Raw genomic sequence first — 22,198 nt, 5'->3', positions numbered from 1 at the left:
TGAGATGTCTCGTGGGCGCGGAGATGTGTATAAGAGCTGGGGTGGGGGTGGGTGGTCTTGGGCGAGGTGTGCCCCTTTGCCATGGCCTACTTATGTTGCTGACCCGCCACCGTTTGCAAAAGTTCGACTTTTTTCCGTCGCTTCTTCCCTGAGCAAATGGCGGGCCGGAAACTGAGTGTAGGAGAGCTGGAGCTAAAAAGGTGACCCACTGGTCACTTTCGTTATGACGCGGGCTAGACGCAAACGTTGGCGTGCGCAGGGGGTGCCGAGGCGGGGTAGAAAAGGGGCAGGTGAGTGGGGTGGGCGTGCTTCATTTTGCAGCGAGCAAGGGCCAGGTTTGCCCTGAAGCGGGGCATTGCGCCCCGCGCCATGTTCAGGTCGAAGGCAGCAGCGAAGAGTGGTGATGGCTGATCAGCCATTGCTGGCCATCCCAGGCGTACGTGAAGCTGTAGCGTGCAGCCACCTGCTTGCCCGTGGCGGCGAAATCGAAGGTATAGAGGCCGGCGAGGGTTGCCGTGTTGCAGGCGGCTTGAAAGTGGTGGCTGTCGAGCTTGCCGCTGGGCTGTTCGGCGAGGAAGTGCTCGAAGTAGTCGAGGCGTTCCTGCTGGCTCAGGCGTGGATGCTTGGACACCGTGGGCAGCAACAGCGCATCGTGCTGGTAGCGCTGCGCGACCTGCTTGGGGTCGCCGCTCTTGAGGCTGTCGTTCCAGGTTTCGAACAAGGCCAGGGCTTGCTGTTCGGTGACGGTTTCGCAGCTCTGGGCTGCAGCGTGCAAGGGCAGGGAGGCGAGGGCTATCGACAGGCAGTGTTTGGCGATGTTCATGCTAGCTCCGTTGGCGGGGCTCCTGGCTGGGCCCGCGACGGCAGCTACTGTAGAAAGCGCGACGTGGCGCAACTATCGGAAAAATCGTTTGGCTAGCACTGCTTTTGCGCAGCGCAGGGTGGGAGCGGGGAAGCTCCCACGCCAGGAGAGGGTCAGAGGCTGACGGATTTGTCGCCGGAACGTGCCTGCTCCAGCAGCATGTGCAATTGAGCGACCTGCTGGCGCAGCTGCTCGCGTTCGTCCTTCAACTTGCGCAGCTCATCGCGGCGCACGGAGACATAGAGGGTCTGGGTTGGAGTGGCTGGCATCAAGGTACCCATGAGTACACCTCGCGGTTCTGGCTGGTGACATTTAAAGCGTAGACGCTTCACGCGGCGCGCATTCTGAATTCTTTCGCAGCCGATGGGAACTTTTTTGTTTGAAGTTGTCGCGCCGTTCGTCGCTGAACCCTTGGGGCGCGTGCTGGACTAATCTGTGAAGCTGAACTGCATTGTCATTCATTTTCGAAGGGGAGCATCGGCTCATGCAACTGGGAATCGTCGGGCTGGGCCGCATGGGCGGCAATATCGCAAGGCGCCTGATGCGCGCCGGACACCGCACGGTGGTCAACGACCGCAACCGTGAGGCTATCGTCGCCCTGGAAGGCGAGGGCGCCCAGGGTGCCCACGATCTCGGTGCGCTGGTGCAAAAGCTCAAGGCGCCGCGGGCGGTGTGGGTAATGCTGCCGGCGGGCGAGCCCACCGAGCAGACCATCGCGCAACTGGCCGAGCTGCTGGAGCCGGGCGATGCGATCATCGATGGCGGCAACACCTTCTACAAGGACGACATGCGCCGCGCCAGCGAGCTGGCCAAGCGCGGCCTGCACTACCTGGACGTTGGCACCTCGGGCGGGGTCTGGGGCCTGGAGCGCGGCTACTGCATGATGATCGGCGGTGAGCAGGACGTGTTCGAACGCCTGGAGCCGCTGTTCAAGGCGCTGGCCCCAGGCGTTGGCGATATACCGCGCACCCATGGCCGCGAGGGTGAGCACCAGCGCGCCGAGCATGGCTACATCCATGCCGGCCCGCCAGGCGCCGGGCACTACGTGAAGATGGTGCACAACGGCATCGAGTACGGGCTGATGCAGGCCTACGCCGAAGGCTTCGACCTGCTGCGCAGCAAAGGCGGCACGGAACTGCCCGAAGACCAACGCTTCGACCTGAACGTGGCCGAGATCGCCGAGGTGTGGCGCCGCGGCAGCGTGGTCACCTCCTGGCTGCTCGACCTGACCGCCGATGCCCTGGTGGCCGACCCGCAGCTGGCCCAGTTCAGCGGTTCGGTGTCCGACAGTGGCGAAGGCCGCTGGACCATCGACGCCGCCGTCGAGCAGGCGGTGCCGGTGCCGGTGCTGTCCAGCGCGCTGTTCGCCCGCTTTCGCTCGCGCCAGCAGCAGGGCACCTATGGCGACAAGATCCTCTCCGCCATGCGCCTGGGCTTCGGTGGCCACGTCGAGAAGAAAGACGCATGACCAAACAGACCATACCGACTGCTCCGCCCTGCACCCTGTTCCTCTTCGGCGCCAATGGCGACCTGGTCAAGCGCCTGCTGATGCCGGCGCTGTACAACCTCAGCCGGGACGGCTTGCTCGACCGCAACCTGCGCATCGTCGGCGTCGACCACAACGCCGCCACGGCCACGGAATTCGCCGAGCGCCTGCACGCCTTCATGCTCGAGCGTGACAAGGGCGGCGAGGGCGCCAGCAAGTGCCTGGACGAGAAGCTGTGGGCGCGCCTGGCCAAGAACCTGGACTACCAGACCGGCGACTTTCTCGACCCGGCCACCTACACGGCCCTGGCCAAGCGCATCGACAAGACCAGCCATGGCAACGCCATTTTCTACCTGGCCACCTCGCCGCGCTTCTTCCCCGAAGTGGCCCAGCGCCTGGGTGCGGCCGGCTTGCTCGACGAGCCTGGCGGCAGTTTCCGCCGGGTGGTGGTGGAGAAGCCCTTCGGCACTGACCTGGCCAGCGCCGAGGCGCTCAATGCCTGCCTGTTGAAGGTGATGAGCGAGCGGCAGATCTACCGCATCGACCATTACCTGGGCAAGGAAACCGTACAGAACATCCTGGTCAGCCGGTTTTCCAACGGTTTGTTCGAATCGTTCTGGAACAACCACTACATCGACCATGTGCAGATCACCGCCGCCGAAACTGTGGGTGTGGAAACCCGCGGCGCGTTCTACGACAACACCGGTGCCCTGCGCGACATGGTGCCCAACCACCTGTTCCAGCTGCTGGCGATGGTCGCCATGGAGCCTCCGGCGGCCTTTGGCGCCGATGCCGTGCGTGGCGAGAAGGCCAAGGTCATCGGTGCCATCCGCCCCTGGTCGGCGAAAATGGCCCTGCGCAACTCGGTGCGGGGCCAGTACAGCGAAGGCAAGCAGGGGCGCAAGCGCCTGCCGGGCTATCGCCAGGAAGACAAGGTGGCGCCAGATAGCCAGACCGAAACCTACGTGGCCCTGAAGGTGATGATCGACAACTGGCGCTGGGCCGGCGTGCCGTTCTACCTGCGTACCGGCAAGCGCATGAGCGTGCGCGACACCGAGATCGCCATCTGCTTCAAGCCGGCGCCTTACGCGCAGTTTCGCGAGTCGGAGCTGGAGCGGCCCAAGCCCAATTATCTGAAGATCCAGATCCAGCCCAACGAGGGCATGTGGTTCGACCTGCAGGCCAAGCGGCCGGGGCCGGAGCTGGTGATGGAGAATGTCGAGCTGGGCTTTGCCTACAAGGACTTCTTCAAGATGACCCCGGCGACCGGCTACGAGACCTTGATCTACGACTGCCTGACCGGCGACCAGACCTTGTTCCAGCGCGCCGACAACATCGAGAACGGCTGGCGTGCGGTGCAGCCGTTTCTCGATGCCTGGGCCCAGGATGGCGAGGTGCATGAGTACCCGGCGGGTGAGGATGGGCCTGAGGCTGGGGATGAGTTGCTAACCCGTGACAAGCGTGAATGGCACAAGCTGGGGTGACTGTACCGGCCCTATCGCCGGCAAGCCGGCTCCCACAGGCCTGTGTGTACCTGTGGGAGCCGGCTTGCCGGCGATGAGGCCGGTACAGGCAAACCTATAAGGAGTAGCAATGCCCGCCCACATCGAAGACTACGCCCTGCTAGGCAACTGCCGCAGCGCCGCCCTGGTCAGCCGCGACGGCTCCCTGGACTGGCTGTGCCTGCCGCGCTTCGACGCCCCCGCGGTGTTCGCCGCGCTGCTGGGCAACGAAGAAAACGGCCGCTGGCGCCTGGCCCCGACCGACCCGGTGGAACACAGCAGCCGCACCTACCTGAACGACACCCTGGTACTGGAAACCACCTGGGTCACTGCCAGTGGCCGCGCCCGCGTGCTCGATTTCATGCCGCTGGACGAGGTCAACTCGGTGGTACGCATCGTCGAAGGCCTTTCGGGTGAAACGAGCTTCGAAATGGACCTGGTGATGCGCTTCGATTACGGGCGCAGCGTGCCCTGGGTAGAAAAACTCGACCCCCTGACCCTCAGCGCCGTGGCCGGCCCCGACCGCCTGATCCTGTGCAGCAGCGTGCCCTCGCACGCCCGTGACCACCATACGGTTGCGCGCTTTCGCGTCGGTGCAGGCGAACGCCACGTGTTCAGCCTGCGCCACCAGCCCTCGCATTTGCCGGTGCAGCCGGACTGCGACATCGACCAGGCCCTGGCGCACACCCTCGAGCACTGGCAGGCGTTCGCCGCCCGTTGCCCGGATGTCGGCCCTTACACCGCCCTGGTGCGGCGTTCGCTGCTGACCCTCAAGGCCATGACCTACGCCCCCACCGGCGGCATCGTCGCCGCCGTCACCACCTCGCTGCCCGAGCGCGTGGGCGGCGAGCGCAACTGGGACTACCGCTTCTGCTGGCTGCGCGACGCCACCATGACCCTGCTGGCCTTCATGAACCTTGGCTACTTCGACGAAGCCCAGGCATGGCGCGAATGGCTGTTGCGCTCGGTGGCCGGCAACCCCGAGCAGATGCAGATCATGTACGGCCTGGCCGGTGAACGCGACCTGCAGGAATACACCCTGCCGTGGCTGGCCGGCTACGAGCACTCGCAACCGGTGCGGGTCGGCAATGCCGCCTCCGAACAGCGCCAGCTGGATATCTACGGCGAGCTGGCCGACGCCATGACCCAGGCGATCAAGGGCGGCCTGCCTCGCCTGCCGCGCAGCGCCGCGATCGCCCGGTTGATCCTGCCCTATGTGGAAAGCATCTGGCGCGAGCCGGACGAAGGTGTGTGGGAAGTGCGCGGCGGCCGCCAGCACTTCGTGCATTCCAAGGTCATGGCCTGGGTCGCCTTCGACCGCGCGGCGGGGCTGGCCGATACCACCGAGGAAGACCGCGAGCGCGGCCATCATTACCGCCAGGTGGCCGATCAAATCCACCGCGAAGTCTGCGCCCAGGGGCTCGATGCCAGCGGCGCGTTCTTCGTTCAGGCCTATGGCTCGAGCGAACTGGATGCCAGCCTGCTGCAGATTGCCCTGACCGGTTTTCTGCCGGCAACCGACCCGCGCTTTCTGCGCACCCTGGAGCAGATCGAACAGCGGTTGCTGAAAAATGGCCTGCTGCTGCGCTATGACAGCGACAGTTGCAGCGATGGGCTGACGCCAGGGGAGGGCACGTTCCTGGTGTGCTCGTTCTGGTTGGCCGATGTCTATGTGCTGCTCGGGCGCCAGCAGCAGGCGCAGGCGCTGTACGAGAAGCTGACCGGGCTGTGCAACGACCTGGGCCTGCTGGCCGAGCAGTACGACCCGGCCGGGCGGCGCATGCTGGGTAACTACCCCCAGGCGTTCAGCCATATCGGCATCATCAACACGGCGCTGAACCTGCACCGGGCGCAGTGCCCGGCGCGGGATCGGGCGAGCAGTGGGTGAAGGCTCAGTTCACGGCATCTTTCAGATTCTTGCCGGGTTTGAAGGTGATTTTCTTGTGCGCGTTGATGGTGATTTCTGCAAGGGTGCGAGGGTTGCGCCCAACCCGCTTGGGCACGGCAGTCACGCCGAAATTGCCAAAGCCTACCAACGAGACGTCGTGGCCTTTGATCATGGTTGCGGTGATTGCATCAAGGAACGCTTTCAACACCAACCCTGCGTCAGCCTTGCTCAACTCGGCCCGCTTGGCGATGTCATCGATCAGTTGTTTCTTGTTCATCGGGTCATCCTGTCAATGAGGTCTTCAAGGCCGCGCCGGCCTGCTTGCAGGCGGGCGCGGTACACCGAGTTTCGGGGCTGCCCGACAAGGCGCGCAACTGGCAAAAATATCAGGTCTGCGGTGCTGTAAAACTGTTAGCCTTGACGGGTTTCAGGCGTTTTGGACAGGCCATGGCCAACCACAAGATCGAGATTCGTCGGCGCAATGTAGAAAAGATTCTGCAGGCCGCCGAAAAGGTGTTCGCCGAGAAGGGTTTCGGTGCCACTTCCATGGGCGATATCGCCGAACAGGCCGAGCTGCCGCGTTCCAACCTGCACTACTACTTCAACACCAAGGACGACCTGTTCCGTGCGGTGCTGCAGGACCTGCTGGATGTATGGAAGCAGGACGCCCTGTGCTTCGAGAACTTCGACGACCCGCGGGTGGTGCTGACCAGCTACATCCGCGCCAAGATGGGCCATTCCCGGTCACGTCCGCTGGGTTCGAAGATCTGGGCCGAAGAGATGCTGCATGGCGCGCCGCTGCTGGGCGTGAACCTGGGCGAGAGCCTGGTGCCCTGGGCCAAGCTCAAGGAAGACAAGATTCGGCGTTGGGTGGACGAGGGGCGCATCCTGGCGGTGGAGCCTTCGGCGCTGCTGTACATGATCTGGGCATCGACCCAGCACTATGCCGACTTTGGTTATCAGGTGACGGTGCTCAATGGCGGCGAGCCGCTGTCGGACCCGGCGTTCGAGCGGGCGGTGCAGACGGTGACCAGTGTGATCCTGCGGGGGATTGGGCTGGAGCCTTGAGAGTGCTGGGGCCGCGTTGCGGCCCTTTCGCGACACAAGGCCGCTCCTACAGGGGAGCGCGAAACCCTTGTAGGAGCGGCCTTGTGTCGCGAAAGGGCTGCAACGCAGCCCCAACTATCGCCAATCCTCAGCTCGCCTCACGGTAAGGATTGCGCGGATCCTGCGTCCAGTTCAAATAAGGCTTGCCAGTCTCCTGCGCGACCATCTCGATGCAGCCCTCCACCGGGCAGGTGATCTGGCACAGGTTGCACCCCACGCACTCATCCTCGATCACGCTGTAGGCATGGGTCCCATCCGCCCTCAAGGTGCTGGCAATCGCCTGGTGCGAGGTGTCTTCGCAGGCAATGTGGCAACGCCCGCAGCCAATGCACGCGTCCTGGTCGATGTGCGCCACCGACTTGTAGTTGATGTCCAGGTACTTCCAGTCGGTGGTGTGCGCCACCGCCTGGCCGCGGAAGGCCTCCAGGTTGCGGTGCCCGTGCTGGTCCATCCAGCGCGCCAGGCCGTCCTTCATGTCCTCGACGATACGAAAACCATGCAGCATCGCCGCCGTGCACACCTGCACCGCGCCACTGCCCAGGGCGATGAACTCGGCCGCGTCGCGCCAGGTGCCGATGCCGCCGATGCCGCAGATCGGCAGGCCACGGGTTTCAGGGTCGCGGGCGATTTCGGCGACCATGTTCAGGGCGATGGGCTTGACCGCCGAGCCGCAGTAGCCACCGTGGGTACTCTGGTCGCCGACGATGGGGTGGGCGACCATGCGGTCGAGGTCGACGCTGGTGATCGAGTTGATGGTGTTGATCAGCGACACCGCATCCGCCCCGCCGCGGTGGGCGGCGCGTGCCGATTGGCGGATGTCGGTGATGTTGGGCGTGAGCTTGACGATCACCGGCAGGCTGCAGTGCTGCTTGCACCAGCGAGTGACCATCTCCACGTACTCCGGCACCTGGCCCACGGCTGCGCCCATGCCGCGCTCGGGCATGCCGTGGGGGCAGCCGAAGTTGAGCTCGATGCCATCGGCGCCGGTGGCTTCCACCAGCGGCAGGATGAACTTCCACGACTCCTCCACGCACGGCACCATCAGCGACACGATCAGCGCGCGGTCGGGCCAGTCCTTCTTCACCTGGGTGATTTCGCGCAGGTTGATCTCCAGCGAGCGGTCGGTGATCAGCTCGATGTTGTTGATGCCTTGCACCTGGCGGTTGGCGCCAAAGTGCGCCGAGTAGCGCGACGACACGTTGACCGCCGCCGGGTCCTCGCCCAGGGTTTTCCAGACCACCCCGCCCCAGCCGGCCTCGAAGGCGCGGACCACGTTGTAGGCTTTGTCGGTCGGCGGCGCGGAGGCCAGCCAGAACGGGTTCGGCGCCTTGATGCCGGCGAATACGATGGACAAGTCGGCCATTACGCTGCCTCCACATTGAGCATGAGTTGGGCATGGATGGCTTCGGCGGCCAACTTGCCATGTTGCACGGCTTGTACGGTGAGGTCCTGGCCCAGGGCTGTGCAGTCGCCGCCGGCGTATACGCCGGGCAGGCTGGTGCGCATGCTGGCGTCGACGCGGATGCGCTCGCCGTCGCGGGCCAGCTGCGCGGCCACGGGGTCGCCCAGGCTCTGTTCATCGAAGCGTTGGCCGATGGCCTTAAAGATGGCGTCGGCGGGCAGCTCGAAGGTTTCGCCAGTGTCGCGCAGGCGGCCGTCGGCCAGTTCAGTGCGGGCGAAGCGCATGCCGCGCACCTTGCCGTGGTCGTCCAGCAGCACCGCATCGGGGCGCGCCCAGGTGTGCAGGCGTACCTGGTTGGCCTTGGCGATGTCCTGCTCGTGGCCGGTGGCGCCCATGTCGGCGTGGCCACGGCGGTACACCAGGTTGACGTCGCGCGCGCCCAGGCGGCTCATCTGCACGGCCATGTCGATGGCGGTGTTGCCGGCACCGATGACCAGGCAGCGCTCGGCCAGTGGCAGTTGCGTGAGGTCATCGGCCTGGCGCAGTTCGCGGATGTAGTCGGTGGCCGCGAGCATGCCCGCAGCCTCTTCGTCGGCAAGGCCCAGTTGGCGCACCGCATTCAGGCCCAGGCCGAGGAACACCGAATCGTACTGCTCACGCAGCTCGGCAAGGCTCAGGTTGGCGCCAAGGCGCTGGCCATGGCGGATTTCGATGCCGCCGATGCCCAGCAGGAAGTCCACTTCGCGCTGGGCGAAGTCATCCACCAGCTTGTAGCGGGCGATGCCGTATTCGTTGAGGCCACCGGCCTTTTCACTGGCCTCGAACACCACCACGTCATGCCCGTGCAGGGCCAAACGGTGGGCGCAGGACAACCCGGCCGGGCCTGCGCCGACCACGGCAATGCGTTTGCCGGTGGCGGGGGAGCGCTGGAACGGGTGCTCGGTGAAGCCTGCGTTGTCCAGCGCATAGCGCTGCAGCTGGCCGATCAGCACCGGGGCGCACTCCTGGGCGTTGTTGCGCACGCAGGCTTGCTGGCAAAGGATTTCGGTCGGGCACACGCGGGCACAGCTGCCGCCGAGGATGTTGGCCGAGAGAATGCGTTCGGCGGCGCCTTGCAGGTTCTCGTCGCTGATGCGGTGGATGAACGAGGGGATGTCGATTTCGCTCGGGCAGGCATTCACGCAGGGGGCGTCGTAGCAGTACAGGCAACGGGCGCTTTCCACGGCAGCCTGGCGGGCGGTGAGGGGCGGGGCGAGGTCGCTGAAAGCCTCGGCCAACGCATCGTTGCCGGCGCGGGGGCGCGGCAGGTGGTTCAGGGCATCGATCACGGTTGTAGCCTCTCTTTTTTTATGGGGCTTGGTGTGGGCCCAATCGCCGGCAAGCCGGCTCCCTCAGGTACGCAGGTGTCCTGGAGAGCGGTGCTGCCCTTGTGGGAGCCGGCTTGCCGGCGATGGCCTCAGCGCTGCACGGGCGTCGGGCGCTGCTGCTCGGCGCGGCGGCCCAGCACCTCGTACACCGAGGGGTAGGCCGGGCGCTCCACGTAACGGCCTGCGCCGGGTTCGGCGCGCAGGTCGCCATCGGCCCAGACCACGCGGCCCTGGCTGATGGTGTGGCTGGGAATGCCGCGCACGGTGCGGCCTTCGAAAATGTTGAAGTCCACGCGCTGGTGGTGGGTCTGCGCCGAGATCGTGCGCGTGCCCTGTGGGTCCCACAGCACCAGGTCGGCATCGGCGCCCACGCGGATGGCGCCCTTGCGCGGGAACAGGTTGAAGATCTTCGCGGTGTTGGTGGAGGTCAGCGCGACGAATTCGTGCATCGACAGGCGCCCGCTGTTGACCCCGGCATCCCACAGCACCGCCATGCGGTCCTCGATGCCGGCGGTGCCGTTGGGGATGCGGCTGAAGTCGTCGCGGCCCATGGCTTTCTGTTCGGCGCAGAAGCAGCAGTGGTCGGTGGCGGTGGTGTGCAGGTTGCCCGACTGCAGGCCGCGCCACAGCGCCTCCTGGTGCTCGCGCGGGCGGAACGGGGGGCTCATCACGTAACCGGCGGCGGTGGACCAGTCGGGGTGGCGGTAGACGGTGTCGTCGATCAGCAGGTGGCCGGGCAGCACCTCACCGTACACCGGCTGGCCCTTGGCCCGGGCGTAGCTGATCTCGTCCAGCGCTTCGCGGCTGGAGATGTGCACCACGTACAGCGGCGTGCCGATGGTTTCGGCGATGCGGATGGCGCGGCTGGCGGCTTCGCCTTCGACTTGCGAGGGGCGTGACAGCGGGTGCGCTTCCGGGCCGGTCAGGCCCTGGGCCAGCAGTTTGCGCTGCAGGTGATAGACCAGCTCGCCGTTCTCGGCATGCACGGTGGGCACCGCGCCCAGCTGCAGGCAACGCTCGAAGCTGGCCACCAGGGTGTCGTCGGCGGCCATGATGGCGTTCTTGTAGGCCATGAAGTGCTTGAAGCTGTTGACCCCGTGCTGGCTCACCAGCTCGCCCATTTCTTCGGCCACCTGTTCGCTCCACCAGGTGATGGCGACGTGAAAGCCGTAGTCCGAGGCGCTTTTCTGCGCCCAGCCGCGCCAGGTGTGGAAGGCTTCGAGCAGCGACTGCTGGGGGTTGGGGATGACGAAATCGATGATCGAGGTGGTGCCGCCGGCCAGCCCCGCGGCGGTGCCGCTGAAGAAGTCTTCGCTGGCCACGGTGCCCATGAAGGGCAGCTGCATATGGGTGTGCGGGTCGATGCCGCCGGGCATCAGGTACTGGCCTGTGCCGTCGAGGATTTCGCAATCGGTAGGGGGTTCGAGGTCTTTGCCAATGGCGCGGATCTGGCCATCGACACACAGGACATCAGCGGGATAGCTCTCTTCGTGGGTGACCACGGTGGCGCCACGGATCAACAGGGACATGCCGTCTTCCTCGCAGGCTGACCGGTCTGGGCCGGTTCTTGGAATTGTTATGTGCCAGTGGCTGGAGGACAGATCTCAATCCTGTCAGGCCTGACAAGAATGGAATCTAGTTGGGGATTTTGGATTATTCAAGAAAAAATTTCATGAGCTTATAGCTTTTATAACTAATTGATTTATAACGATTTATGTAGGAAATCACCAAAATGGGGAGGCCCTTCACCATTTTGACGCACTTGACAAGATGCCAAATTGGTCAAGATTTTCCATGCAAAATCAGCTGCTTGAAACCTGGCTTCGAGGCGCTGGCCGCGCCACTGAAAAACCAGGTTGCACCAAGTTGAAACCCGGTGCGCGGGCCAGGGCCGGCCCACAGCGGCATGAATACCCGGCGAAGGCACCCGTGTGCCTGCGCCTGGCGCAATCGAAAGCCTTGCAGATCAGTTGATTACCTCCGGCCGGCGGCGGCCGTGCGGGCAGGCTCCGGCCAACCCGGCACGCAATTTGAGTACGGCCCAACCGCCAGGCCGGGCCGGAGGTGCAGTACTGGTGGTGTAGACACTCCGGCCATCGCATTAGCCCGATGAGCGAACAATTAGAAAAATCTGGAGAAGGCCCCATGCAACAGAGCAGATCGCAAGTGATCGAGCAGGCTGGCCTGTTCGAGCTGTCGGCGGGCACTGACGTGCTCGACAGCCCGCGCTACAACCACGACATCGCGCCGACCAAGGTGCACCAGCGCACCTGGAACAAGTGGCACATCACCGCGCTGTGGGTGGGCATGTCCATCTGCGTGCCCACCTACACCCTGGGCGGTGTGCTCACCGCCTACTTCGGCCTGAGCGTGGGCGAGGCGCTGCTGGCGATCCTGCTGGCCAACCTGATCGTGCTGATCCCGCTGACGCTCAATGCCTTCCCCGGCACCAAGTACGGCATTCCGTTCCCGGTGCTGCTGCGCTCCTCGTTCGGCATCATCGGCTCCAACGTGCCGTGCCTGATCCGCGCGGTGGTCGCCTGCGGCTGGTTCGGCATCCAGACGATGTTCGGCGGGCTGGCCATCCACCTGTTCCTGGGCTCGATCTTCCCTGACTGGAAAGCCCTGGGCGGCACCGGCGAGGTGATCGGTTTCATGGTGTTCTGGGCGCTCAACCTGTGGGTGGTGCTGCGCGGTGCGGAGTCGATCAAGTGGCTCGAAACCCTGTCGGCGCCATTGCTGGTGGCGGTGGGCTTCGGCCTGCTGTTCTGGGCCTTGCCGCACATGTCGATGACCGAGTTGCTGGCCCAGCCGCCCAAGCGCCCGGAAGGGGCGAGCGTGGTCAGCTACTTCTGCGCCGGGCTCACGGCGATGGTCGGCTTCTGGGCCACGCTGTCGCTGAACATCCCGGACTTCAGCCGCTACGCCAAGAGCCAGAAGGACCAGATTCTCGGGCAGATCTTCGGCCTGCCGCTGACCATGTTCCTGTTCGCAGCGCTGGGGGTGGTGATGACCGCCGCCTCGGCCTCGCTGGTGGGGGAAACGGTGTCGGACCCGGTCAGCCTGATCGGCAAGATCCACAGCCCGGGCTGGGTGGCGCTGGCCATGGCGCTGATCATCATCGCCACGCTGTCGACCAACACGGCGGCCAACATCGTCTCGCCGACCAACGACTTCCAGAACATCGCCCCGCGCCTGATCGGGCGTAGCCGCGCGGTGTGGCTGACCGGTTTGATCGGGTTGGCGCTGATGGGCCACGAGCTGCTCAAGAAGCTTGGCTGGATCGTCTCCGACCTGAGTCTTGAGAGTGTCTATTCCAACTGGCTGCTGGGTTACTCGAGCCTGCTCGGGCCGATTGCCGGGATCATGGTGGTGGACTACTTCCTGATCCGCCGGCAGAAGCTCGACCTGGCCGGGCTGTACCGTGACGACGTGTACCCGGCGTGGAACTGGGCCGGCTTTGGCGCCTTCGCGGTGCCCGTGGCGCTGACCGTCATGGCGATTGGCAACAGCAGTTTCAGCTGGTTCTACGACTATGGCTGGTTCACCGGCTCGCTGCTCGGTGGCGCGCTGTACTACGCCCTCGGGGGTGTAGCGGTGCGTGGGGCGGCGCGGCTGGCCAAGCCGTTGCCCTGATACCGCGCTGGCCTCATCGCCGGCAAGCCGGCTCCCACAGGTACACACACAGGCCTGTGGGAGCCGGCTTGCCGGCGATGAGGCCCGACCCGACAGCGCAAGATTCAACCTGCATGCAGATAACAAAAACGCCTGAGGAGAAACCCCAATGACCCCCGCCCAGAACGTCCTGCAATCCACCGACCAGCACGTCGACAGCGCCCGCCTGTGGCAATCGCTGATGGACCTGGCGCGCCTCGGCGCCACGGCCAAGGGCGGGGTCTGCCGCCTGGCCCTGACCGACCTCGACCGCCAGGCCCGCGACCTGTTCGTCGGCTGGTGCGAGGCCGCCGGCTGCACCGTCAGCGTCGACGGCGTCGGCAATATCTTCGCCCGCCGCCCGGGCCGCAACCCCAAGCTGCCCCCGGTGATGACCGGCAGCCACATCGACACCCAGCCCACCGGCGGCAAGTTCGATGGCTGCTTCGGCGTGATGGCGGGCCTGGAAGTCATCCGCACCCTCAACGACCTGGGCATCGAAACCGAAGCGCCGCTGGAAGTGGTGGTGTGGACCAACGAAGAAGGCTCGCGCTTTGCCCCCTGCATGATGGGTTCGGGGGTGTTCGCCGGCAAGTTCACCCTGGAGCAGACCCTGGCCAAGCGCGACGCCCAGGGCGTGAGCGTGGGCGAGGCGCTCAATGCCATCGGCTACGCCGGCCAGCGGGCGGTGCTCGGCCACCCGGTGGGCGCCTATTTCGAAGCGCACATCGAGCAGGGCCCGATCCTCGAAGACCAGGCCAAGACCATCGGCGTGGTGCTGGGGGCGCTGGGCCAGAAGTGGTTCGACCTGACCCTGCGCGGCGTCGAAGCCCATGCCGGCCCGACGCCGATGCACCTGCGCAAGGACGCCCTGGTCGGCGCCGCCGCGGTGGTCGAGGCGGTCAACAAGGCCGCGCTCGGCCATCAGCCGCATGCCTGTGGCACCGTCGGTTGCCTGCAGGCCTACCCGGGCTCGCGCAACGTCATCCCCGGCGAGGTGCGCATGACCCTGGATTTTCGCCACCTGGAAGGCGAACGGCTGGATTCGATGATCGCCGACGTGCGCGCGGTGATCGAAGCCACCTGCGCCAAGCACGGCCTGAGCCATGAACTGGTGCCCACGGCCGATTTCCCGGCGCTGTACTTCGACCGTGGCTGCGTCGATGCCGTGCGCGACTCGGCGCGCACGCTGGGCCTGGCGCACATGGACATCGTCAGCGGGGCCGGGCACGACGCGATCTTCCTGGCCGAGCTCGGGCCGGCGGGGATGATCTTCGTGCCGTGCGAGAACGGCATCAGCCACAACGAGATCGAGAACGCCACGCCGCAAGACCTGGCGGCCGGTTGCGCGGTGTTGCTGCGGGCGATGCTGGCGGCCTCCGAGGCGATCGCCAGCGGGCGCCTGGCGGCGTAGCGCCAGGGGGTGACGGGTGCCGGGTCAGGCCGGCTGCAGGCACCCGTCACGGCCGATGTGGTAACGCTGCAGGTCCTGGGCCAGGGTCAGGTGGCCGCTGTAGTGGGCCTGCGCTTCCACGCGCAGGTCCTCGATGCACGGGCTGCGCCGTGGATCGGGCTGGTAGCGGGCGCTGAAGTGGGTCAGCACCAGGTTGCGCACACCTGCCGTTTCGGCGAAGCGCGCCACCGCCGCTGCGCTGCTGTGGCCGAACGTGGCCCCGGTGCGCTCGATGAGCGCCTGGGTGAAGGTCGCTTCATGCACCAGCACGTCCACGTCCCTGGCCACCTCGGCCAGCAGCTCGGGGCTGTCGTTGTCGCCGCAGACGATCACCCGCCGCGCCGGCCGCGAGGCGCGCAGGTAGTCGCGCCCGTGCAGCAGCTGGCCGCCATGTTCCACCGCCTCGCCCTTGGCCAGCGCGCCCCACAGTGGCCCGCGCGGGATGCCTTCGGCCTCCAGGCGCGGCACGTCCAGGCGCGGCTCGGGGTTGATCTCGCTGAACACGTAACCCACGCTCGGCACCCGGTGCGACAGGGCTACGCTGTCGACCCTGACACTGTCGCTGGCCCAGCCCTGGAAGGTTTCCACAGCGTGCAGGCGCAGCTCGAACGGCAGGAAGGTGTCGCTGGCGGCCAGGCCCAGGCGCACCCACTCATGCAGCGCGGCCGGCAGGATCAGCTCGAGCGGTTGCTGGCGCCCGCTCATGCCGGCGCTGGCCAGCAGCCCCGGCAGGCCGAAGCAGTGGTCGCCGTGCACGTGGGTGATGAAGATGGCGCGCAAATCGCGCACCGACAGCGAGGTGTGCAGCAAGCGGTGCTGGGTGCCTTCGCCGCAGTCCACCAGGTACCAGTGGCTGCCGCTGGCTTCGATGACGGCGGTGGCGCTGACGTTGCGCGCCTTGGTCGGCACCCCGGCCGAGGTGCCTAGAAACTGCAGGTCCAAAGCCGGGCTCCAGAGATTTTGGGGGCTACACAGTAGCCCGGTTGTCAGGGCTTGGCGAGGTCATCCTGGCGCCAGATCAGCTTGCTGGTGTCGTAGCCTTGCTTGTGGGCGATGGCCAGCAACTGCTCGCGTGTCTGGTCGGTGATCGCCGGGGTGCGCGACAGCAGCCACAGGTACTCGCGGTTGGGGTGGCCGACCAGCGCCACGCGGTAATCCTTGTCGTGGTACAGCACCCAGTACTCGCCCTTGGTCAGCCCGGGCGCCAGGCGGCTGAACCAGTTGTCGAAGCGCACCCAGAGCTTGTCGGTCTTGCCCGGCTGTTGTGCTTCGGCGATGCCTTTGGCCTCGTTCCACTGGCCGTCCTTTTCCTTGCAGCGGTTGGTCACGTCGATGCGGCCATCCTCGCGCAAGCCATAGTGCGCTTCGGACTGCACGCAGTTGCGCTGGAAGAACATCGGCAGGCGCGCCAGCTCGTACCAGGTGCCCTGGTAGCGTTGCAGGTCGACCTGCTCGGTGGCGGGGGGCGAGCGGTGTTCATCGCCCGACCCGGCGCAGCCGGCAATGGCCAGGGTCATGCAGGAAACGATCAGGGCTGTGCGCAGCACCATGGCAAACCTCCTGGAAGCGGATGTGGGCTTACCTGTGTTTCGATGCGCGGCCGCTGCAAAAGTTGTATCGGATCAGGCCTGCTCGGGCGGCAGCTCGAACGACCCGGTCTGCACTTCGCCGGCACGCACGTAACGGGCGATCAGCACGCCTTTGGGGGAAACCTGGGCGTGTTGCAAGGTGAACGCCGCGGCGGCGGCATCGCTGCCGAACAGGCGTTTGCCGTGGCCGAGCAGCAGTGGGTGGGTCAGCAATTGCAGTTCATCCACCAGGCCTGCCGCCAGCAGTTGCTGCACCAGCTCGGCGCTGCCCTGGGTCAGCAGCGTAGGGCCGTCCTGCTGCCTGAGCGCGCGCACGGCGCCGGTCACATCGCTGCCCAGGGCGTGGCTGTTGTGCCAGGCGAGGGTGTCGGGGGAGTGGGTGGCGACGTACTTGGGCACGCTGTTGAACAGGTTGGCGATGGAGAAGTCTTCGCCGTCGTCTTTCACCTTCGGCCAGTAGCCGGCGAAGATGTCGTAGGTGCGCCGCCCCAGCAGCAGCGCGAAGGGCTGGCTGAACAGTGCCTGCATGGCCTGGCCGAACACTTCGTCGGCGTAGGGCACGATCCAGCCGCCATGGCTGAAGCCGCCGCGGGTGTCCTCCTGCGGGCCGCCGGGGGCTTGCATGACGCCGTCGAGGCTGATGAAGGCGGCAACGATGAGCTTGCGCATGGTGGGTGCTCCAGGGGTGGCCTGCAGTGCGCAGGCCTTGTCCCTGGTCGAACGGCGCGGCGCCGTTTCGACAGCGCCGGCGCATTTACAGCCAGTAGGTCACCGCCCACCAGCCCAGGCCACCCATGACCACGGTGTAGGGCAGGGCCATCCACACCATGCGGCCATACGACAGGCGGATCAGCGGCGCGATCGCCGAGGTCAGCAGGAACAGGAACGCTGCCTGGCCATTGGGCGTTGCCACGCTGGGCAGGTTGGTGCCGGTGTTGATCGCCACCGCCAGGGTCTCGAAGTGCTCGCGGCTCATGCCGCCGTTGACGAACGCCTGCTTGACCTCGGTGATGTAGATGGTGGCGACGAACACGTTGTCGCTGATGGCCGAGAGCAGGCCGTTGGCCAGGTACAGCATGCCCGGCTGCTGCTCGGCAGGCAGGGCCAGCACCCAGGCGATCAGCGGGCTGAACAGCTGCTGCTGGTGGATGACCGCGACCACCGCGAAAAACACCACCAGCAGGGCGGTGAACGGCATGGCGTCCTGGAACGCCCGGCCCAGGCGGTGCTCGTCGGTGATGCCGGTGAAGGCGGTGATCAGCACGATCACCAGCAGGCCGATCAGGCCGACCTCGGCAATGTGCAGGCCCAGGCAGACGATCAGGATCAATGCGGCGATGCCTTGCACCCACAGCGCCACCCGCTGCGCCTGGGTGCGTGCGGCATCATCCTCGGCGGCGTAGCTGGCCAGCACCTGGCGCACGCGCTCGGGCATCAGCGTGCCGTAGCCGAACAGGCGCAGCTTCTCCAGCAGCACGCAGGTCACCAGGCCGGCGACCAGCACCGGCAGCGACACCGGCGCGACCTTGTGGAAGAAGTCGGCGAAGTGCCAACCCATCTCGTGGCCGATCAGCAGGTTCTGCGGCTCGCCCACCAGGGTGCACACGCCGCCCAGGGCGGTGCCCACCGCGCCGTGCATGAGCAGGCTGCGCAGGAAGGCGCGGAACTGGTCGAGGTCTGCGCGGTGCAGTTGCTCGATCTGCTGGTCGCTGTCCAGCGCGCTGTCCTCGCGCGGGTTGGCGTTGGAGGCGACGCGGTGGTAGACCGCGTAGAAGCCCACGGCCGCGCTGATGATCACCGCCGTCACGGTCAAGGCGTCGAGAAACGCCGAGAGAAACGCCGACAGCACGCAGAACAGCAAGGCCAGCAGCGCCTTGGAACGCACCCCCAGCAGAATTCGCGAGAACAGGAACAGCAGCAGCTCTTTCATGAAGTGGATGCCGGCCACCATGAACATCAGCAGCAAGATCACCGGGAAGTTGTGCAGCAGCTCGTCGTACAGGGCCTGGGGCGTGGTCATCCTGAGCAGCAAGGCCTCGACCAGCAGCAGGCCACCCGGCATCAGCGGGTAGCATTTCAGGGCCATGCCCAAGGTGAAGATCAACTCGATCACCAGGGCCCAGCCCGCGGCTACGGGGCCGACGCTGACCAGCAGCAACGGGTTGAGGATCAGAAACAGGCAGATGACCGCCTTGTACCAAAGCGGCGACTGGCCGAGAAAGCCTTGGGCCAGGGCGCCGGTCAGGGAGCGTGACATGTAATTTGTATCCTTATGATTCGGCGAGCGCGCAAGGTGCCCCATCGAGGCGCAGGAGGCAAGGCCGGCAGTCCCGTTTTTGGCACAAGTGCGGGCACCTGGCTGGGTTACCATCCTGCGCTGACAACCCATTTGCCCACAGGAGTGCCGCCCGTGACCGAGTACAGCGCATTCAAGGTCGAACTGACCGACAACATCGCCCACGTCCAGATCAACCGCCCGGAAAAGATCAACGCGATGAACGCCGCGTTCTGGGAGGAGATCGTCGCCATCTTCCAATGGATCGACGACACCGATGCCGTGCGCGCGGTGGTCATCAGCGGGGCGGGCAAGCATTTCTCGTCGGGCATCGACCTGATGATGCTGGCCTCGCTGGCCGGGCAGATGGGCAAGGACGTGGGCCGCAACGCCCGCCTGCTGCGGCGCACCATCCTGCGCATGCAGTCCTCGTTCAATGCTGTGGACACCTGCCGCAAGCCGGTGCTGGCCGCCATCCAGGGCTACTGCATCGGCGGCGCCATCGACCTGGTCTCGGCCTGCGACATGCGTTACTGCAGCGCCGACGCGCAGTTCTCGATCAAGGAAATCGACATGGGCATGGCCGCCGATGTCGGCACCCTGCAACGTTTGCCACGCATCATCGGCGACGGCATCATGCGCGAGCTGGCCTACACCGGGCGCCATGTCGAGGCGGCGGAAGCGCTGCGCATCGGCCTGGTCAACCGGGTCTATGATGATCAGGCCGCCTTGCTCGACGCGGTCTTTGCCATCGCCCGGGAAATTGCCGCAAAATCGCCGATCGCCGTGGCCGGCACCAAGCAGATGCTCAGCTACATGCGTGACCACAGCATCGATGATGGCCTGGACTACATCGCCACCTGGAACGCCGCGATGCTGCAGTCCGAAGACCTGCGCGTGGCCGTGGCGGCGCACATGAGCAAACAGAAACCGACGTTCGCCGACTGACCGGGCGGGGGACGCGCAGTCAAGGAACCCCCGACATGTCAGCACGCTGGACTACCGCAGTACTCGACCCGCAGATCACCGGTGGCTGGGCCGTCGCCCGCAGCTCGGAAGGGTTTCTGGTGGACGCCAACGGCGCGCTGTTCGCTCGCGACTGGCTCAAGCGCCAGGACCTGGACGTGCTGTGCGAGCACGGCATCGGCCACTTCGATGGCCAGCCAGTGTTCCTGCTCGAACTGCGCAGCGCCTCCGCGCTGCCAGGCTGCAGCTGGCGCGGCCTGCGCAGCTTCATGCTCGAAGGCGACTTCGACACCTACAAGGTGCTTGGCTACGCCGCGCAGATCGGCACCTGGGCCCGCGAGCACCGCTTCTGCGGCAGCTGCGGCCAGCCGATGACGCAGATCCGCTGGGAGCGGGCGATGTACTGCCAGCCCTGCGAGCTGCGCAGCTACCCGCGCATCTCGCCGAGCATGATCGTGCTGGTGACCTGCGGCGACGAGGTGCTGCTGGCGCGCTCGCCGCGCTTCGTCAGCGGTGTCTACAGCACCCTGGCCGGCTTTGCCGAGCCGGGCGAATCGGCCGAGGACTGCCTGGTGCGCGAGGTGCGCGAAGAGGTGGCGATCGAGGTGCGCAACATCCAGTACGTGGGCAGCCAGTGCTGGCCGTTCCCGCATTCGATGATGCTGGGCTTCCATGCCGAATACGCCGGGGGCGATATCGTCATGCAGCCGGACGAGATCGAGGACGCCAAGTGGTTCAGCGTGCACGACCTGCCGCCGCTGCCGGCCGGGCGTTCCATTGCCCGTTACCTGATCGACTTGTATGTGGCTCGCCGCCTAGGCCTGCCCGAACCAGTGCTGCCACGCTAGGCGCACGGTCAACGCCAGCACCACGGTGATGAACACCGGGCGGATGAACTTGCTGCCGCCGCTGATCGCCGTGCGTGCGCCGAAGAAGGCGCCGACCATCACCGACAGGCCCATGCACAGGCCGACGATGTAATCCACCTGCCCGGAAATGATGAACACCGTCAGCGCCGCGATGTTGCTGACGAAGTTCATGCTGCGCGCCACGCCGCTGGCACGCACCAGGTCGATGGGGTAGAGCAGCAGCGTGCTCACGGTCCAGAACGCGCCGGTGCCGGGGCCGGCCACGCCGTCGTAGAAGCCCAGGCTGAAGCCCTGCGGGAACTGCCATTTCTTCTTGATCGGCGCGTCGGCATCCAGCGGCGCCTTGGGCGTGCCGCCAAACAGCAGGTAGACGCCGCAGGCGAAGACGATCACCGGCAGCATCTTGTTCAGCCACTCGGCTGGCAGGTAGTGGGCGATGGTCGCACCGAGCAGGGCGCCGATCAGCGTGCCCAGCACCGCCAGGCGCCACTGCGCGGGGTGGAACAGCTTGCGCCGGTAGTAGGTGAAGCCGGCGGTGGCCGAGCCGAAGGTGGAGCTGAGCTTGTTGGTGCCCAGGACCAGGTGCGGCGGCATGCCGGCGGTGAGCAATGCTGGGGTGGTGAGCAGGCCGCCACCACCGGCGATGGCGTCGATGAAACCGGCGACGAAGGCGACCAGGGCGAGGATCAGCAGGGTAAGGGGTTCTACGGTGAGTTCGAAGGGCATTGGCGTCTGGCAGGCTGGAAGGCAGGGGTGCGGCAAACTGCCGCGCTAGAGGTTGGCATGGTAATGCCGGGAGGGGGGTGTTGTCAGTGTTGGCCCTATCGCCGGCAAGCCGGCTCCCACAGGTGAGCGTTGTGGGAGCCGGCTTGCCGGCGATAGGGCCAGTATGAAAAACCCTCAGCTACGAATGAACGCCAGCAAATCCGCATTGATCACATCGGCATGGGTGGTCGGCATGCCATGCGGGAAGCCCTTGTAGGTCTTCAACGTGCCATTGGGCAGTAACTTGGCCGACAGCGGCCCGGAATTTTCATACGGCACGATCTGGTCATCGTCGCCATGCATCACCAGCACCGGCTGCTGGATCTTCTTCAGGTCTTCGGTGAAGTCCGTCTGGGAAAACGCCACCACCCCGTCGTAATGGGCCTTGGCACTGCCGATCATGCCCTGCCGCCACCAGTTGCCGATGACGCCTTCCGAGGCTTTGGCGCCCGGGCGGTTGTAGCCGTAGAACGGCCCGCTCGGCACATCGCGATAGAACTGCGCGCGGTTGGTCGCCACTTGCACCTGGAAATCGTCGAACACTGACTTTGGCAGGCCGCCGGGGTTGCCCGGGGTTTGCACCATCAGCGGTGGCACTGCGGCAATCAGTACGCCCTTGGCCACCTTGTCGTTCGGGTAGCGGGCCATGTAGCGCACCACTTCGCCGCCGCCGGTGGAGTGGCCCACATGCACCGCACCCTGGGTGCCCAGGTGCTCGACCACCGCGGCCACATCGTCGGCGTAGTGGTCCATGTCGTGGCCGTCCGAGACCTGGCTGGAGCGGCCATGGCCGCGGCGGTCGTGGGCGACTACGCGAAAGCCCTGGCCGAGGAAGAACAGCATCTGCGCGTCCCAGTCGTCGGCGCTGAGCGGCCAGCCGTGGTGGAAGTGGATGACCGGCGCATCGCGCGGGCCCCAGTCCTTGTAGAAGATCTGAACGCCATCTTTGGTGGTCACGTAGCTCATGGACGCGTCTCCTCTGTGCAGGGGGATTACCAAGTGAGCTATTGAGA

20 protein-coding genes are annotated in these 22,198 nt (G+C 65.8%); 8 read left to right on the top strand and 12 right to left on the bottom strand.

Annotated features, from left to right (window positions below):
• Positions 1 to 373 precede the first annotated feature (373 nt).
• Both L6D75_RS13510 and L6D75_RS13505 read right to left on the bottom strand, forming a co-directional pair.
• Positions 374 to 823, bottom strand: coding sequence for an SgcJ/EcaC family oxidoreductase (locus L6D75_RS13510; protein ID WP_236193568.1), 450 nt, complete (start codon positions 821 to 823; stop codon positions 374 to 376).
• Positions 824 to 975: 152 nt separating this feature from the next.
• On the bottom strand, positions 976 to 1,143 hold the full coding sequence (locus L6D75_RS13505) for a DUF6026 family protein (RefSeq protein WP_236193566.1): 168 nt from the start codon (positions 1,141 to 1,143) through the stop codon (positions 976 to 978).
• Positions 1,144 to 1,346: 203 nt separating this feature from the next.
• On the opposite strand from L6D75_RS13505, the gene gnd reads away from it, so the two are divergent.
• The 3 genes from gnd to L6D75_RS13490 all read left to right on the top strand — a co-directional run bounded on the left by gnd (position 1,347) and on the right by L6D75_RS13490 (position 5,738).
• A complete protein-coding gene (gnd, locus tag L6D75_RS13500) occupies positions 1,347 to 2,330 on the top strand; it encodes a phosphogluconate dehydrogenase (NAD(+)-dependent, decarboxylating) (RefSeq protein WP_176517297.1) in 984 nt (327 codons plus the stop codon).
• Entirely contained in the window at positions 2,327 to 3,832 is a 1,506-nt protein-coding gene (gene zwf, locus L6D75_RS13495; protein ID WP_176517298.1) for a glucose-6-phosphate dehydrogenase, read from the top strand. The genes gnd and zwf overlap by 4 nt, the downstream gene beginning before the upstream one ends.
• Before the next feature lie 109 nt (positions 3,833 to 3,941).
• Positions 3,942 to 5,738: a glycoside hydrolase family 15 protein gene (locus tag L6D75_RS13490; RefSeq protein WP_176517299.1), complete on the top strand. Its 1,797-nt coding sequence runs from the start codon at positions 3,942 to 3,944 to the stop codon at positions 5,736 to 5,738.
• A 4-nt stretch (positions 5,739 to 5,742) separates the two neighbouring features.
• On the opposite strand, the gene L6D75_RS13485 is transcribed toward L6D75_RS13490, so the two are convergent.
• Positions 5,743 to 6,015 (bottom strand): HU family DNA-binding protein, encoded by a 273-nt coding sequence (locus L6D75_RS13485; RefSeq protein ID WP_176517300.1) that lies wholly within the window; start codon positions 6,013 to 6,015, stop codon positions 5,743 to 5,745.
• Between the two features lie 170 nt (positions 6,016 to 6,185).
• Between L6D75_RS13485 and L6D75_RS13480 the strand changes: the two genes are divergently transcribed.
• Positions 6,186 to 6,806 carry a TetR/AcrR family transcriptional regulator gene (locus L6D75_RS13480; protein WP_176517301.1) on the top strand — a complete coding sequence of 207 codons (621 nt, stop codon included), beginning with the start codon at positions 6,186 to 6,188 and terminating at the stop codon, positions 6,804 to 6,806.
• Positions 6,807 to 6,933: 127 nt separating this feature from the next.
• Here the strand turns inward: L6D75_RS13480 and preA are convergent, their stop codons facing one another.
• From preA to hydA, 3 genes are all read right to left on the bottom strand, one after another.
• Positions 6,934 to 8,208 carry an NAD-dependent dihydropyrimidine dehydrogenase subunit PreA gene (preA, locus tag L6D75_RS13475; protein ID WP_176517302.1) on the bottom strand — a complete coding sequence of 425 codons (1,275 nt, stop codon included), beginning with the start codon at positions 8,206 to 8,208 and terminating at the stop codon, positions 6,934 to 6,936.
• Complete coding sequence (locus tag L6D75_RS13470) at positions 8,208 to 9,575, bottom strand: NAD(P)-dependent oxidoreductase (protein ID WP_176517303.1); 1,368 nt, start codon at positions 9,573 to 9,575, stop codon at positions 8,208 to 8,210. Before L6D75_RS13470 ends, preA begins: the two co-directional genes overlap by 1 nt.
• 128 nt (positions 9,576 to 9,703) lie before the next feature.
• Complete coding sequence (gene hydA, locus L6D75_RS13465; protein ID WP_176517304.1) at positions 9,704 to 11,143, bottom strand: dihydropyrimidinase; 1,440 nt, start codon at positions 11,141 to 11,143, stop codon at positions 9,704 to 9,706.
• A gap of 616 nt (positions 11,144 to 11,759) precedes the next feature.
• On the opposite strand from hydA, the gene L6D75_RS13460 reads away from it, so the two are divergent.
• Both L6D75_RS13460 and L6D75_RS13455 read left to right on the top strand, forming a co-directional pair.
• Entirely contained in the window at positions 11,760 to 13,250 is a 1,491-nt protein-coding gene (locus L6D75_RS13460; RefSeq protein ID WP_176517305.1) for an NCS1 family nucleobase:cation symporter-1, read from the top strand.
• A 148-nt stretch (positions 13,251 to 13,398) separates the two neighbouring features.
• Complete coding sequence (locus L6D75_RS13455; protein ID WP_176517306.1) at positions 13,399 to 14,682, top strand: Zn-dependent hydrolase; 1,284 nt, start codon at positions 13,399 to 13,401, stop codon at positions 14,680 to 14,682.
• 24 nt (positions 14,683 to 14,706) lie between these two features.
• Here the strand turns inward: L6D75_RS13455 and L6D75_RS13450 are convergent, their stop codons facing one another.
• From L6D75_RS13450 to nhaB, 4 genes are all read right to left on the bottom strand, one after another.
• Positions 14,707 to 15,663: a ribonuclease Z gene (locus L6D75_RS13450; RefSeq protein ID WP_176517307.1), complete on the bottom strand. Its 957-nt coding sequence runs from the start codon at positions 15,661 to 15,663 to the stop codon at positions 14,707 to 14,709.
• Positions 15,664 to 15,707: 44 nt separating this feature from the next.
• The gene (locus L6D75_RS13445; protein ID WP_176517308.1) at positions 15,708 to 16,271 is read right to left on the bottom strand and encodes a lipocalin family protein; all 564 of its coding nucleotides are present in this window, start codon (positions 16,269 to 16,271) and stop codon (positions 15,708 to 15,710) included.
• A gap of 72 nt (positions 16,272 to 16,343) precedes the next feature.
• Entirely contained in the window at positions 16,344 to 16,979 is a 636-nt protein-coding gene (locus L6D75_RS13440) for a dihydrofolate reductase family protein (protein ID WP_176517309.1), read from the bottom strand.
• Positions 16,980 to 17,064: 85 nt separating this feature from the next.
• Positions 17,065 to 18,567: a sodium/proton antiporter NhaB gene (nhaB, locus tag L6D75_RS13435; RefSeq protein ID WP_176517310.1), complete on the bottom strand. Its 1,503-nt coding sequence runs from the start codon at positions 18,565 to 18,567 to the stop codon at positions 17,065 to 17,067.
• A 153-nt stretch (positions 18,568 to 18,720) separates the two neighbouring features.
• Here nhaB and L6D75_RS13430 point away from each other — a divergent pair, with 153 nt between their 5' ends.
• Together L6D75_RS13430 and nudC are read left to right on the top strand one after the other, a co-directional pair.
• Positions 18,721 to 19,533 (top strand): crotonase/enoyl-CoA hydratase family protein, encoded by an 813-nt coding sequence (locus tag L6D75_RS13430; protein WP_176517311.1) that lies wholly within the window; start codon positions 18,721 to 18,723, stop codon positions 19,531 to 19,533.
• Between the two features lie 35 nt (positions 19,534 to 19,568).
• The gene (gene nudC, locus L6D75_RS13425; RefSeq protein WP_176517312.1) at positions 19,569 to 20,399 is read left to right on the top strand and encodes an NAD(+) diphosphatase; all 831 of its coding nucleotides are present in this window, start codon (positions 19,569 to 19,571) and stop codon (positions 20,397 to 20,399) included.
• Here the strand turns inward: nudC and L6D75_RS13420 are convergent.
• Positions 20,367 to 21,146, bottom strand: coding sequence for a TSUP family transporter (locus tag L6D75_RS13420; protein ID WP_236193563.1), 780 nt, complete (start codon positions 21,144 to 21,146; stop codon positions 20,367 to 20,369). The two genes, nudC and L6D75_RS13420, sit on opposite strands and share 33 nt — an antisense overlap.
• A gap of 174 nt (positions 21,147 to 21,320) precedes the next feature.
• The gene (locus L6D75_RS13415; protein WP_176517359.1) at positions 21,321 to 22,151 is read right to left on the bottom strand and encodes an alpha/beta fold hydrolase; all 831 of its coding nucleotides are present in this window, start codon (positions 22,149 to 22,151) and stop codon (positions 21,321 to 21,323) included.
• Positions 22,152 to 22,198 lie beyond the last annotated feature (47 nt).

It is taken from the genome of Pseudomonas faucium, assembly GCF_021602585.1.
GTDB lineage: Bacteria > Pseudomonadota > Gammaproteobacteria > Pseudomonadales > Pseudomonadaceae > Aquipseudomonas > Aquipseudomonas faucium.
This window is presented reverse-complemented; position numbering and strand designations above follow the sequence as displayed.

Bases quoted from the DNA above. Each gene is read 5' to 3' on its own strand.
- L6D75_RS13510 (WP_236193568.1), bottom strand. From the start codon at position 823: ATGAACATCGCCAAACACTGCCTGTCGATAGCCCTCGCCTCCCTGCCC.
- L6D75_RS13505 (WP_236193566.1), bottom strand. From the start codon at position 1,143: ATGGGTACCTTGATGCCAGCCACTCCAACCCAGACCCTCTATGTCTCC.
- gnd (WP_176517297.1), top strand. From the start codon at position 1,347: ATGCAACTGGGAATCGTCGGGCTGGGCCGCATGGGCGGCAATATCGCA.
- zwf (WP_176517298.1), top strand. From the start codon at position 2,327: ATGACCAAACAGACCATACCGACTGCTCCGCCCTGCACCCTGTTCCTC.
- L6D75_RS13490 (WP_176517299.1), top strand. From the start codon at position 3,942: ATGCCCGCCCACATCGAAGACTACGCCCTGCTAGGCAACTGCCGCAGC.
- L6D75_RS13485 (WP_176517300.1), bottom strand. From the start codon at position 6,015: ATGAACAAGAAACAACTGATCGATGACATCGCCAAGCGGGCCGAGTTG.
- L6D75_RS13480 (WP_176517301.1), top strand. From the start codon at position 6,186: ATGGCCAACCACAAGATCGAGATTCGTCGGCGCAATGTAGAAAAGATT.
- preA (WP_176517302.1), bottom strand. From the start codon at position 8,208: ATGGCCGACTTGTCCATCGTATTCGCCGGCATCAAGGCGCCGAACCCG.
- hydA (WP_176517304.1), bottom strand. From the start codon at position 11,143: ATGTCCCTGTTGATCCGTGGCGCCACCGTGGTCACCCACGAAGAGAGC.
- L6D75_RS13460 (WP_176517305.1), top strand. From the start codon at position 11,760: ATGCAACAGAGCAGATCGCAAGTGATCGAGCAGGCTGGCCTGTTCGAG.
- L6D75_RS13455 (WP_176517306.1), top strand. From the start codon at position 13,399: ATGACCCCCGCCCAGAACGTCCTGCAATCCACCGACCAGCACGTCGAC.
- L6D75_RS13445 (WP_176517308.1), bottom strand. From the start codon at position 16,271: ATGGTGCTGCGCACAGCCCTGATCGTTTCCTGCATGACCCTGGCCATT.
- L6D75_RS13440 (WP_176517309.1), bottom strand. From the start codon at position 16,979: ATGCGCAAGCTCATCGTTGCCGCCTTCATCAGCCTCGACGGCGTCATG.
- nhaB (WP_176517310.1), bottom strand. From the start codon at position 18,567: ATGTCACGCTCCCTGACCGGCGCCCTGGCCCAAGGCTTTCTCGGCCAG.
- nudC (WP_176517312.1), top strand. From the start codon at position 19,569: ATGTCAGCACGCTGGACTACCGCAGTACTCGACCCGCAGATCACCGGT.
- L6D75_RS13420 (WP_236193563.1), bottom strand. From the start codon at position 21,146: ATGCCCTTCGAACTCACCGTAGAACCCCTTACCCTGCTGATCCTCGCC.
- L6D75_RS13415 (WP_176517359.1), bottom strand. From the start codon at position 22,151: ATGAGCTACGTGACCACCAAAGATGGCGTTCAGATCTTCTACAAGGAC.